Raw genomic sequence first — 11,970 nt, 5'->3', positions numbered from 1 at the left:
CTCCCGGCGGGAACCTGACCCCGGATGCCGCCGCCCCCCTGGCGGTTCGCCGCCCCCTGGCGGGCCGCCGCCCCCCTGGCGGCATCCGGGTTCATCCTTCTTCTCTTCCGAGGAAACGGCCATGTCCCTTTCAGCATCCTTTTCATCCGCCAGAAGCCGCATCGGCCTGATGGCCTCATGCCGCGGCGCCCTGCTGGGGATCGCCCTGCTCAGCGGCCTGATCAACATCCTCTATCTCTCCGGCTCCCTCTACATGATGGAGGTCTACGACCGCGTCCTGCCGAGCCGGAGCATCCCGACGCTGCTCGGCCTGTCGGGCATCATCCTGGCCCTGTTCCTGTTCCAGGGCCTGTTCGACATGCTCCGCGGCCGCATCTTCGCCCGCCTCGGGGCGGCGTTCGACGAGGATCTGAGCCAGCGCGTCTTCCGCGGCCAGGTCCTGGCCCCCCTGCGCGACAAGGGCGAAGGGGACGCGCAGCAGCCCCTGCGCGACCTCGACCAGATCCGCGCCTTCCTGGCCGGCGGCGGTCCCTCGGCCCTGTTCGACCTGCCGTGGATTCCGCTCTACCTCTTCATCTGCTTCGCGTTCCATCCGCTGCTCGGCTGGGTCACGGTGGGCGGCGCGTCCGTTCTGGTGGCGATCACGATCCTGACGGATGTGCTGACCCGCAAGGCCACGAAGGCGGCGGTCGGCGCGGCCTCCCTGCGCAACGGCATCGGCGACGGCGCGCGCCGCAACGCCGAGGTGGTGCAGGCGATGGGCATGGCCGGCCGGCTCGGAGCGATGTGGGGGCAGGCCAACGCCCAGTATCTGACCCACCAGCAGGCGGCCTCCGACGTGTCCGGCGGGTTCGGGGCCTTCTCGAAGGTGATGCGCATGGCCCTGCAATCGGGCGTGCTCGGCGTCGGGGCCTATCTGGTCATCAACAACCAGGCGACGGGCGGCATCATGATCGCGTCCTCGATCCTGGTCTCGCGGGCGCTGGCGCCGGTCGAGCTCGCCATCGCGAACTGGAAGGGCTTCGTGTCGGCCCGCCAGGGCTGGGCGCGGCTGCGGGCCGCCCTCGCGGACGACCGCCCGCAGGCGCGGCCGCTCGCGCTTCCGGCGCCCCGCGCCTCCCTGTCGGTCGAGAACGCCGGATCGGGCGCCCCCAGGGGCCAGCGCTTCGCCGTGCAGGACGTTTCGTTCGAACTGAAGGCCGGCATGGGCCTCGGGATCATCGGTCCGAGCGCGTCCGGCAAATCCTCGCTCGCCCGCATGCTGGTCGGCGTGTGGCCGACCTGGCGCGGCAAGGTGCGTCTCGACGGGGCCGCGCTGGAGCAGTGGCTGGCGGAGGACCTCGGCCGGCACATCGGCTACCTGCCGCAGGACGTGGAGCTGTTCGCCGGAACGGTGGCCCAGAACATCGCGCGCTTCCAGGCCGACCCGAAGCCGGAGGACGTGGTGCGGGCCGCCCAGGATGCGAACGTGCACGAGATGATCCTGCGCCTGCCGCAGGGCTATGAAACCCAGGTCGGGGAGGGCGGGGCCGCGCTCTCCGGCGGGCAGCGCCAGCGCATCGGCCTGGCCCGGGCGCTTTACGGCGACCCGTTCCTCGTGGTGCTCGACGAGCCGAACTCCAATCTCGACAACGACGGCGAGCACGCCCTGACCCGGGCGATCCAGGGGGTGCGCGAGCGGGGCGGGATCGTCGTGGTCATCGCGCACCGCCCCAGCGCCCTGGCCGGCGTCGACCACATCCTGGTGCTCGACGAGGGCGCGGTGCGCAAGTTCGGCCCCAAGGAGGAGGTTCTCAGCAGCGTCCTGCGTCCGGTTCCGGCCGGCGCCGTCCATCAACCCAATGCGGCCAGGTCCGCGTGAACCCGGGGAGCAGCGTCATGAGCAGCACCATGAAATCGACCGCCCGCCAGTCCATCCGCCGCCATACCATGTTGGCCCTGGGAGGCGTCGCCCTCCTGGTCGGCGGCCTGGGCGGCTGGGCCTGGACGACGGAACTGTCCGGAGCCGTCGTGGCCCCCGGCACCGTGGTGGTGGACAGCCATGTCAAGAAGGTCCAGCACCCGACGGGCGGCGTGGTCGGGGAGATCCTGGCCCGCGACGGCGACCGGGTCCGGGCCGGGGAGGTGGTCGTCCGTCTCGACGAGACCGTGGCGCGCGCGAACCTCGCGATGGTGGCCAAGAGCATCGACGAGATGATCGCCCGTAAGGCCCGGCTCGAGGCCGAGCGGGACGGGGCCGACGCGATCCGCTTCCCGGAGGATCTCGTCTCCCGCGCCCATGAGCGGGACGTGGCCGACCTGATGGGCGGCGAACGCCGGCTGTTCGACAGCCGGCGCGAGGCGCGCGCCGGCCAGAAGTCGCAGCTGCGGGAGCGGGTCGCGCAGCTGGCCGAGCAGATCGACGGCACCAGGCTGCAGGCATCGGCCAAGGCGGACGAGATCGACCTGATCGCATCCGAGCTCACCGGGGTTCAGGAACTGTGGAAGAAGAACCTCGTGCCGATCACCCGCGTGACCTCGCTCAAGCGTGAGGAGACGCGGCTGCGCGGCGAGCGCGGACAGCTGATCTCGACGGTGGCGCAGGCCAAGGGCAAGATCAGCGAGACCGAGCTCCAGATCCTCCAGATCGACCAGGACCTGCGCAGCGAGGTCTCCACGGAGCTGCGCGAGGTGCAGGCCAAGATCGCCGAGTTCGTGGAGCGCAGGGTCGCGGCCGAGGACCAGCTGAAGCGCATCGACATCCGGGCGCCCCAGAACGGCATCGTGCACCAGATGGCCGTGCATACGGTCGGCGGCGTGATCGGCCCCGGCGATACCCTGATGCTCGTGATGCCGGAGGGCGACGACCTGTCGATCGAGGTCAAGGTCGCCCCGCAGGACATCGACCAGCTCCGGCAGGGGCTCGACACGGTCCTCCGGCTGTCGGCCTTCAACCAGCGCACGACGCCGGAGATCAAGGGGCACGTCACCCGGATCGCCGCCGACCTCGTGACCGACGAGCGCAGCGGGATGTCCCATTATCCGGTCAGGATCGCCATTCCCGACAGCGAGTACGAGCGCCTCGGGACGGCGAAGCTCCTGCCGGGCATGCCGGTCGAGGGCTTCATTCAGACGGGCTACCGCACGGTGTTCTCCTATCTCACCAAGCCCCTGGCCGACAACCTCAAGCGCGCCTTCCGGGAGGAGTGATCCCCGCAGGGCACGGCCCGGAGGAGGCTGTTCCGGCGAGAGGCCCCGCGCCGACCTTGCCAGCCACATGGGCCTCCCTTAAGGTTCGAGGGTGGCCCGGACCGGACGATCCGGGCAGAAAGCCACATGTCACCCGCGAATTGCCACCCGCGAATTGCCACCCGCGAACTCCCGCCCTTCGGATGCAGCCTTTCCTCTCAGATCCCGATGACGAAACGCTGCGGAGCATCGTGGAGGCGCTCGCCGATTCCGGGCAGGCCGTGTCCCTCTACGATGCCGAGGACAACCTCCGCTACGCCAACGAGACCTATCGGGGCATGTTCCTGCGCGGCTACGAGGGTCCCTTCACGTTCAGCGACATCCTCCGGCATGGCGCTGCGAACGGTTTCGGCGTCAGGATCGACGACGGCGACGTCGAGGCTCTGATCGCCCGGACGCTGCCCCGGCGCAGGACCTCCCGCCGGAAGTCCTTCGAGACGGATCTCCTCGACGGCCGCTGGTTCTGGATCGAGCACACGGTGCTGCCCAACGGATGGGTGATGACGGTCGGGACGGATGTATCCGCCCTGAAGCATAGCGAGAAGTCCCTGCGCCAGGCCCACGATGCGGCGCTCCTGGCCTCGCGGACGGATCTGCTCACCGGCCTGCCGAACCGCCGCTACATCCTCGAACTCCTCGACGAGGCGCTTTCGGCGGGACGGCTCTCCGGCGCCGGCCTGTGCGCGGCCATCATCGACATCGACCGGTTCAAGCTGGTCAACGACACCTATGGCCACGAGGCCGGAGATGCCGTTCTCCGTCACTTCGCGCAGGTCTTCCGCGACAAGCTCCGGCCCGGCGATCACCTCGGACGGATCGGCGGCGAGGAGTTCCTGCTGCTGCTGCCGGACGTCCGCCTCAACGATGCGGCCCGGCTGCTCGACGGGATCCGGTCGGGCTTCGCGCCGGCCATGCTGCCCGACCAGGCGACGCGCCGGCCGGTCGCGTTCAGCGCCGGCCTCACCGAGGCCCTGCCGCAGGACGATCGAAGCACGATCCTCTACCGGGCGGACCGGGCCGTCTATGCCGCGAAGGCGGAGGGACGGAACTGCACGCGGATCGGCCTGGAGTCCGGAACGCTCGCCCCGCCCCCGGCCGGGCCTTAGACCTGTTTCCACTCCCGTGGAACCAGCTCTCTTCTTTGTCGAGCCGCATTTTTTGACGGTGAACCGGATCCACTTCACCGAAAAATGCTCTAGAGCCTCGGACCCGATGCTCCCATCTTGAAGCGGCGCATCGTTGAGTGCGGACCAGCTTTCGTCCGCGGGATGCGCCCGGCGGTTTTCCGATCGCGTTCGCCGGGACAAGCCTGGTAACAACACCCTCCCACGTCATGGCCGGCCTTGTGCCGGCCATCCCGATCGGAAGGGCACGGCGCCTCTCGTATCGGGATCACCGGGACAAGCCCGGTGATGACGTGGAGAAGGTGGCAAGGGCCGGCACCAACACCCTCCGCACGTCATGGCCGGCCTTGTGCCGGCCATCCCGATTAGGTGAGGCTCGGCGTTCCGGACGATCGGGATCACCGGGACGAGCCCGGTGATGACGGGGAGGGTGGCATGAGGCGGTGACAACATCCTCCCGCGTCATGGCCGGCTTTCGTCCGCACGATGCACTCGCCCCGGGATCGATGACCGGCGGCCCGCGCCCGGTCCCATCGTCGTCACGGCCGTTCGCGTGCGAGGACTCAAGGAGCCGGAAGGCGCCTCAGTTCTTCGGCTTCTCCAGCACCGGGAACTTGATCCCCAGCTGATCGAGATAGGTCGCGTGCTTCGACGGGTCGTAGTAGTACTTCTTCATCTCGGGACGGTACCGCGCCATGACGTCCGCGTTGATCTGCACCTGGGGCTTGTCCTCGGCCGAGATCATCGAGACGTATGTCTGGTTCTTCTGCTGCTCGTTGGTGAAGTAGCCCTTCGCCTGCGCCAGCAGATTTGGCTGCGCCAGCAGGTCGATGCCCGTCATGGCGATCACCTTCGCGCCGGCGACGACTCCCTTGTGGGCGATCAGGGTCGCCATGGACATGGCGTTCGACCAGTGATGCCCAGGCAGGTTCGGGATGTTCGCCGGATAGTTCAGCGTGATCGTCGGCACGGTCCAGGAGATGTCGCCGATGTCGTCCGAACCGCCGCTCTCCGGCTTGTCGGCGGGCGGCTCGAGTTTCTTCACCGTGGTGGCGAGCCCTTCCTCCTTGCCCTTGACGGTGCGCTGCACCGCTCTGGCAAAGGCCTGTTCGTCCTGGGTCCATTGCGGCATGCCGACCTGCTGGATGTTGGCGTAGGCGGCTTCCGCCATCCCTCACGACCGGGAGAGCCTCTGGAAGCATGATTTGGCGTAACTCTTGCCGCCACGCTGAAACCCATCGCGGGATCAGCGGTTCCTCTCGTTAACGTATGTTATTCCGGCGCAGCCCGTGCGCCGGGACCGGCACCAGGACATGAAAACCCGAAGGAGTGAGCCGATGTCCCACGACGCCCCAGGCGACGCGCGTCTGCCCCATGTCAACGATCTCCATCCACGCGTCGCGACCTTGATCATCGGGCGGGCCTTCGCCGAATCCTACCGGGATGTGATCGATGCGCCGATCCCGGACAGGCTCGTCGCGATCCTGCGCCAAATGGAAACCAGCGAGGCTGATCATGACCGCTCTCCAGCCTGAGCCCCATCTCGCCCTGATCGTCGAGGACGACCCTGAGGTCCGCGCTCTCGCGGCCGTCCTTCTGGATGAGACAGCCCTCGAGGTGTTGGAGGTCGAGAGCGCAGAGGCAGCGTTGCAGTGCCTCCAGGAGCGCGGCGGCGAAGTGGCGATGATGTTCGCCGATGTGCGGCTTCCGGGAGAGATGGACGGCGTTCAGCTCGCCAGGGCCACGTGCAAGCTCTGGCCGACGATCCGGATCGTGCTCACCTCCGGAGATCCCGTTGTCCAGGCCGATGATCTGCCGGACTGCGTGACCTTCATGCCCAAGCCCTGGCGTGGCCTCAACGTGTTGGTCCAGGCCGAGAAAGCGATCAATGACCCTCAGCCGCCGGTGACGTGACGAGGCCGCGTCGCGACCTCACGCCCGCCCACCCCGTCATGGCCGGGCTCGTCCCGGCCATCCCGATTGTTGAAAGCGCGGTGCTTTCCTGCGTCGGGATCACCGGCACGAGGCCGGTGATGACGTGGAGGGTGGCGGGAGGGCCGGGCTTCCGCTGTCGTTTTAGAGCTTGCGGTCGCCGGGCAGGCCGGTGGTGCCGGTGCCGCGGACGTTGCGGTCGTCCTCAACGTCCACTTCGGTCTTGCGCACGGTGTCGGAAACCGTCTCGGTGCGCTGATCGGCTTCCTTGCGCACCACGACCTCCTCGACCACGCGCGCCTCCTTCGAGACGACGGCTTCTTCGCCGCGCTCCTCGACCTCGATGGTGCGCTCCTGGAACGGATCGCCGCTGATGGCGCCAGCCTGGGTCGTGCCGGAGACCGGGCGGCGCTCCACGTCGACGCGCTCCTCGCGCAGGGTGACCTGCTCCTGCACGGGCCGTTCGACGACACGGGCGTTGATGCGCACGCGGCCGCGATTCACCTCGCGCTTGCCGACATGCAGCTCTTCCTCGGCGACCGGGATCACCTCATCGGTCTGCCGCGCGGCGGCGGAAGTGCGGTCCGTCAGCCCGGCGGCGGATGCCGCACCGGCGGGTGCGGCAGAAGCCGTGCCGGCCGTCGTGGCGCCGGCGCCGGTCCAACCCTCGGACCGCCAGGTGGTCTCGCGCTCGTCGAAGTCGACCGTGCCCTCGTCGTCGAGGATGTCGACGATCCGGTCCACCTCGGCCTCGGAGGCGCGCACGGTCACCAGGGCGCCGCCGCGGCGGATGCCCTCGGCATAGGCATGGGCGTCGTTCTCGTCGACGCCGGCATCGATCAGCGCACCCGCGACGCCGCCCACGGCGGCTCCGGCGCCGGCGCCCACCAGCGTGGAGACCAGCCACCCGGCCGCCACCACGGGGCCGAGCCCGGGAATGGCCAGCATGCCGAGGCCGGCGAGAAGCCCTGCGCCGCCGCCCGCCAGGGTGCCCACGGTCGCGCCCGTGCCGGCGCCGTCGCCCACATCGTCGTCATGATGGTTGGTGCCGTCGAACGTCCGGCCGGCATGGGACGAGTAACGGTCGCCTTCGTTGCTGGCGACGAGGCTGATGTCGCGCTGCGGGACGCCTGCCGACTCGAGGCGGCGGACCGCCTCGGAGGCGTCCTCGTACTTGTCGAAGAAGGCCGTGATGGTTTTGCTGGTCATGTCTGTTCCACTTCTTGCGAAAAAATCCCCGGCGGTCGGCGGCCGGACGGGTGTCGTCACGAATGCCGGATGGGCTCGCGATTATTGAGCCTGCACGGTGCCCTTGTAGTCGATGGCGACACTCGCGGACTTGCCGTCGCGCTGCGCCTTGCCGTGCCAGATGCCCTGATCGTCCTTGCGCAGCTCGGTGACGTTGCTGAAGCCTTGCGCTTCGAGGCGGGAGCGCGCCTGCGCCTCGGTGAAGCTGTTGGCGCCTGGCTCGACGGCGCCCGTGGTCTGCGGGCTGTCGGCCGGCTTGTGAGTAACGGCGGGATTGGACGAGCCGTTGCCGTTCATCGGCTGCGCGGCCGAGGACCCCGAGCTTTGAGAGTTCGTGGATTGGGCAACGGCGCCGGTGGCCAGGGCCGACAGGACGGCGAGTGTTGTGAAGCCGAGACGGATCAAGGTTCTTCTCCAGTGTTGTAAGCGCGTAGCCTCTCAATGTGCGGGCTCCAGGACGGTTCCGAGTGCCAAGCTCGTGAAGCCCCTGTCGCGGGCCCGACGCGCGCGGCGGCCCCTGTCTCACCGGAGGACAGGCGACCCGGTTCCCTGCAGGCCGGCGCCGTTCGGGCTCCGGCCGGTGAGGGATCGACGCCACCGGCCGAGTCCGGCCGGCGGTCCCGGCCTCCCTCGGTCCCGCGCTCCCTGGGAGTTCATTCCGGGCTTAACCCATGTTAACGTTGCGGCAGGATGCGGTGCCGGATCGCCCCGAGGGCCTCGTCGTCGATCCGGCCGGGAGGCGTGTCATGCATGACGTGAGCCCCATCGGACTGCATGCGCGGCTCCTGCCGCGGCCGCAGCGGATCGCGCATTGGGTCAATGGCGCCGTCACCGGGACGGCCCTGATGTCGTTCCTGGTCGCGGCCGTGGTCCTGCTCTGGCAGGCCCAGCACGAGAGGCATGACCTGATCCACCGGGGGCTCGCGGCCGCGGCGGCCGCTGCCGTCATGGTGGAGCGCGAGACGCAGGCCCTCGGCAACACGCTCAGAGGCCTGTCGCGATCGCCGCTGCTCGAGGCGGACGATCTCGCGTCCTTCCGACGCCAGCTCGCCGCGACGCCGCGCCCGGAGGGCTCCCGCTTCATCCTCTGGACGGCGCGGGGCCAGCTTCTCAATACGGGCATCCCGGCCGGCGCGCCCATGCCCCCCGTGCCGGACGAGCCGGGGGCGGAGGAGCGGATGGCGCGGCTGCGGCAGGCCGGGCTCCTCCTGTCGGAGCGGCTGCGCAGCCCCCTGGACGGACGGTGGGTCGTCGCCGTGAGCCTGTGGCTCGGCCATCCCGGGGACGGACCCGACCGCGCGCTCACCCTGGTGGTGCCCGAAGAGCATCTCGCCGCGGCCGTGCAGGATGCGGTTGCCGCCGACGGCTGGCGCACGCTCATACTGGACCGCAGGCTCCAGCCGCTGGCGGGGCCGGCGCTGCCGCCGGACGTGGTCGAGCGGCTGTCCGGCCGGGAGCCGGGCGGGCATTTCACGGCCGGCGCCGGCGACGGCCGGACGATCGGGGCCTTCTCCCGGTCGGGCGCGTCGGGCTACACCGCTCTGGCGCTCGCCCCGGCGGCCCTTGCCGAAGGCCCGGTCCGCCAAGCCCTTCATCGCATCGCCCTGGCCGGCTCCGTGCTGCTCCTGTTCGGGATCGCTTCGGCCGCGGCGCTGATGCGCCGGGTCGGCCCGGTCGATGCGCTCCGGGCCGACGCGGCGGCGACCCGGGGCGAGCTTGCCGCGGCGAACGCCCGGCTCAACGCGATCCTGGAGAGCGTGAGCGACTGCCATTTCACCCTCGACCGCAGCTACCGGATCACCAACGTGAACGCGGCGGCCATGCGGTGGTGGGGGCTGCCCCGCGGCCCGGCATCGGGATGGTCCTACTTCGCCCTGGTGGGGCACGACGCGGCGATCGACGAGGCCCTGAAGCAGGCCATCGAGCACCGCAGGGAATTCCGCGGCGAGCTGCCGTCGCTCTACCATCCGGGCCGCACCATCGATTACAGGGTCTATCCCTCGGCGGAGGGCGCCAGCATCTTCTTCAGCGACGTCACGGAGCGCAACGCGGCCCTTCTCGCCATCCGGGAGGAGCGCGAACTCCTGCAATCGTCCCTGGATGCGCTGTCGGCGCACGTCGCCTTCCTGGACGAACGCGGCACGATCCTCGCGGTCAACGCGGCCTGGCGGCGGTTCGCCCGGGACAACGGACTCGGCGACCCGGCGCACGGGATCGGGGCGAGCTATCTCGCCGCCTGCGCGGCCGAGGCGCCGATCCTCAGGGGCATGGAGGCCCTGATCGCCGGCACGGACACGCAGTTCCGCACCGTCTATCGCTGCGACTCCCCCGAGGGCCGCCGCTGGTTCCAGCTTCGGGCGAACCGCTTCCTGGCGGGCGGAAAGGTCCGGATCATCGTGGCCCACGAGGACATCACCGACGTGATCGACGCGCGGGTGGCCATGGGCGAGATGTCGGAACGCCTGCTCACGCTCCAGGAGGAGGAGCGCCAGCGCATCGCGGCCGAGCTGCACGATTCCACCGCGCAGCACCTGGTGGCGGCGGGCCTGCACCTGATGCAGGTCGACCCCTTCGTCGAGCGCTCGGCCGGCAAGCGGATCATCGACGAGATCGACCGCTCCCTCGAAACGGCCCTGAAGGAGCTCCGGGTCTTCACGTACCTGATGCATCCCCGCGAGCTGGCGACCGAGGGGCTGGCCGGCGCCGTGCGCTCGTTCGCGGCCGGCTTTTCCGACCGGACGGCGCTCCCCGTCGCGGTGCGGGTCGCCGAGCGGATCGACGGCCTTCCGCTCGACCTCCAGCGGACCCTGCTGCGCCTGGCCCAGGAAGCCCTGACCAATGTGCATCGCCACGCGGGGGCGAGCCGGGTCGTGGTGGCGCTGCGCATGACGTCCGGCGGCGTGATCCTGTGCATCGGCGACGACGGGCGCGGCATGCGGCGCGCACCGTCCTCGGGCCACCAGACCCTGGGCGTTGGCATTCCCGGCATGCGGATCCGGCTGCACCAGTTCGGCGGCAGCCTGCGCATCCGGAGCAGCCGGCGGGGCACGGTCGTACGGGCCTTCGTCCCGCATGAGGGCTGGACCGTCATCGGCCGCGACGCGCCGCGGGAGACGGGTCCGGCCTGGCCGGCACGACGGGCGGAAGACTAGGGCATCGGACCCGAAAGGGGACCCGCTTTCGGTCCGATGCTCCACTCTTGACCGGCGCATCGTCCGGGACCCTGTCTCGACCGCTCGGCCGGATGGTCACCCTCCCACGTCATCACCGGCCTTGTGCCGGTGATCCCGATCCGGTGAAGCGCCGCGCCTCACCGTATCGGGATGGCCGGCACAAGGCCGGCCATGACGTGGGAGGGTGGCAGGAAGGGTGGAGGATGGCAGGAAGGGCGGAGGGTGCCATGACGGGGGAGGGTGTTCGCACCGCCTCATGCCGCCGTCTCCACGTCATCACCGGGCTCGTCCCGGTGATCCCGCTTGTCTGAAGCGCCGCACCTCACCGCATCGGGATGGCTGGCACAAACCCGGCATGACGTGGGACGGTGGAGCGCGATCCGTGAGTGGCGCGGACCTGGAGCATCGGACGTGACAAGGGGACCCAGGTTTGGGACCGAGGCTCCACTCTCGGCTGGCGGATCGTTCGGGCTACGAGCGCACCCGGCCGGGTTCGCACGATGCGCTAGGTGTTTTCCTCATGCTCTTCGGGGTTTTCCCCAGGTGCCGTGGTGGTGGTTTCGCGCTATGGAGGGATGTTCGCAGGAGAGCGGTGTCATGGTGCGGATCCTGATCGCCGACGACCACGACGTGGTCCGTTCCGGGCTCCACACGATCCTGAGCGCCCAGCCGGGCTGGGAGGTCGTGGCCGAGGCCGAGAACGGCCGCCAGGCCGTCCAGCTTGCCGGCGAGACGCAGCCGGACGTGGCCATCCTCGATTATCAGCTCCCGCTTCTCAACGGCGTCGACGCCACGCGCGAGATCCGCGCCGCCCAGCGCCAGACCGAGGTGCTGATCTTCACCATGCACGAGAGCGAGCCCCTGCTGCGGGAACTGCTTCAGGCCGGCGCGCGGGGCTACCTGCTCAAGTCCGATGCCCGCAGGTTTCTGATCGCCGCGGTGGAGTCGCTCTCCCACCACAAGCCGTTCTTCACGGGAAAGATCTCCGAGACGCTTCTGAACGCCTATCTGGCGCAGGGCCACGCGGCCGACGGCGCCCTGACCACCCGCGAGCGAAGCGTGGTCCAGCTGATCGCCGAGGGGCACAGCAACAAGGAGGTGGCCCAGATCCTGGGAGTCAATCTCAAGACCGTGGAAAGCCACCGGGCCGCGGCCATGCGCAAGGTCAACGTCAACTCCACCGCCACCCTGGTGCGCTACGCGATCCGCAACAAGCTCGTCGAACCGTAGGCGGTTCGCCCGAATCCGGCCGGGGCTTCATTCCC

General features: G+C 69.6%; 10 protein-coding genes. 7 read left to right on the top strand and 3 right to left on the bottom strand.

Going from position 1 to position 11,970, the window contains the following annotated elements; translation table 11 throughout:
- Positions 1-121 precede the first annotated feature (121 nt).
- The 3 genes from NF876_RS07985 (at position 122) to NF876_RS07975 (ending at position 4,334) form a co-directional block, all read left to right on the top strand.
- Positions 122-1,861 carry a type I secretion system permease/ATPase gene (locus NF876_RS07985; protein ID WP_262268275.1) on the top strand — a complete coding sequence of 580 codons (1,740 nt, stop codon included), beginning with the start codon at positions 122-124 and terminating at the stop codon, positions 1,859-1,861.
- Between the two features lie 17 nt (positions 1,862-1,878).
- On the top strand, positions 1,879-3,189 hold the full coding sequence (locus tag NF876_RS07980) for an HlyD family type I secretion periplasmic adaptor subunit (protein ID WP_262268274.1): 1,311 nt from the start codon (positions 1,879-1,881) through the stop codon (positions 3,187-3,189).
- A gap of 182 nt (positions 3,190-3,371) precedes the next feature.
- Complete coding sequence (locus NF876_RS07975) at positions 3,372-4,334, top strand: GGDEF domain-containing protein (protein ID WP_262268273.1); 963 nt, start codon at positions 3,372-3,374, stop codon at positions 4,332-4,334.
- A gap of 601 nt (positions 4,335-4,935) precedes the next feature.
- Here NF876_RS07975 and NF876_RS07970 read toward each other — a convergent pair.
- A complete protein-coding gene (locus tag NF876_RS07970) occupies positions 4,936-5,523 on the bottom strand; it encodes a zinc-binding metallopeptidase family protein (protein ID WP_262268272.1) in 588 nt (195 codons plus the stop codon).
- 166 nt (positions 5,524-5,689) lie between these two features.
- Here NF876_RS07970 and NF876_RS07965 point away from each other — a divergent pair, with 166 nt between their 5' ends.
- Both NF876_RS07965 and NF876_RS07960 read left to right on the top strand, forming a co-directional pair.
- Entirely contained in the window at positions 5,690-5,887 is a 198-nt protein-coding gene (locus NF876_RS07965) for a NepR family anti-sigma factor (protein WP_262268271.1), read from the top strand.
- Positions 5,868-6,266 (top strand): response regulator, encoded by a 399-nt coding sequence (locus tag NF876_RS07960; RefSeq protein ID WP_262268270.1) that lies wholly within the window; start codon positions 5,868-5,870, stop codon positions 6,264-6,266. The genes NF876_RS07965 and NF876_RS07960 overlap by 20 nt, the downstream gene beginning before the upstream one ends.
- Before the next feature lie 162 nt (positions 6,267-6,428).
- Here the strand turns inward: NF876_RS07960 and NF876_RS07955 are convergent, their stop codons facing one another.
- Both NF876_RS07955 and NF876_RS07950 read right to left on the bottom strand, forming a co-directional pair.
- On the bottom strand, positions 6,429-7,493 hold the full coding sequence (locus tag NF876_RS07955; RefSeq protein WP_262268269.1) for a YsnF/AvaK domain-containing protein: 1,065 nt from the start codon (positions 7,491-7,493) through the stop codon (positions 6,429-6,431).
- Positions 7,494-7,574: 81 nt separating this feature from the next.
- Positions 7,575-7,937 carry a PepSY domain-containing protein gene (locus NF876_RS07950; RefSeq protein WP_262268268.1) on the bottom strand — a complete coding sequence of 121 codons (363 nt, stop codon included), beginning with the start codon at positions 7,935-7,937 and terminating at the stop codon, positions 7,575-7,577.
- Between the two features lie 266 nt (positions 7,938-8,203).
- Here NF876_RS07950 and NF876_RS07945 point away from each other — a divergent pair, with 266 nt between their 5' ends.
- Together NF876_RS07945 and NF876_RS07940 are read left to right on the top strand one after the other, a co-directional pair.
- Positions 8,204-10,684, top strand: a complete 2,481-nt coding sequence (locus NF876_RS07945) for a PAS domain-containing sensor histidine kinase (RefSeq protein WP_262268267.1) — start codon at positions 8,204-8,206, stop codon at positions 10,682-10,684.
- A gap of 618 nt (positions 10,685-11,302) precedes the next feature.
- A complete protein-coding gene (locus NF876_RS07940; RefSeq protein ID WP_262268266.1) occupies positions 11,303-11,935 on the top strand; it encodes a response regulator transcription factor in 633 nt (210 codons plus the stop codon).
- Positions 11,936-11,970 lie beyond the last annotated feature (35 nt).

It is taken from the genome of Microvirga yunnanensis, from assembly GCF_025460875.1.
This window is presented reverse-complemented; position numbering and strand designations above follow the sequence as displayed.

What these genes read in the sequence shown, in the direction of transcription:
- NF876_RS07985 (WP_262268275.1), top strand. Translation starts at nt 122, where the DNA reads ATGTCCCTTTCAGCATCCTTTTCATCCGCCAGAAGCCGCATCGGCCTG.
- NF876_RS07980 (WP_262268274.1), top strand. Translation starts at nt 1,879, where the DNA reads ATGAGCAGCACCATGAAATCGACCGCCCGCCAGTCCATCCGCCGCCAT.
- NF876_RS07975 (WP_262268273.1), top strand. Translation starts at nt 3,372, where the DNA reads ATGCAGCCTTTCCTCTCAGATCCCGATGACGAAACGCTGCGGAGCATC.
- NF876_RS07970 (WP_262268272.1), bottom strand. Translation starts at nt 5,523, where the DNA reads ATGGCGGAAGCCGCCTACGCCAACATCCAGCAGGTCGGCATGCCGCAA.
- NF876_RS07965 (WP_262268271.1), top strand. Translation starts at nt 5,690, where the DNA reads ATGTCCCACGACGCCCCAGGCGACGCGCGTCTGCCCCATGTCAACGAT.
- NF876_RS07960 (WP_262268270.1), top strand. Translation starts at nt 5,868, where the DNA reads ATGACCGCTCTCCAGCCTGAGCCCCATCTCGCCCTGATCGTCGAGGAC.
- NF876_RS07955 (WP_262268269.1), bottom strand. Translation starts at nt 7,493, where the DNA reads ATGACCAGCAAAACCATCACGGCCTTCTTCGACAAGTACGAGGACGCC.
- NF876_RS07945 (WP_262268267.1), top strand. Translation starts at nt 8,204, where the DNA reads ATGTTAACGTTGCGGCAGGATGCGGTGCCGGATCGCCCCGAGGGCCTC.
- NF876_RS07940 (WP_262268266.1), top strand. Translation starts at nt 11,303, where the DNA reads ATGGTGCGGATCCTGATCGCCGACGACCACGACGTGGTCCGTTCCGGG.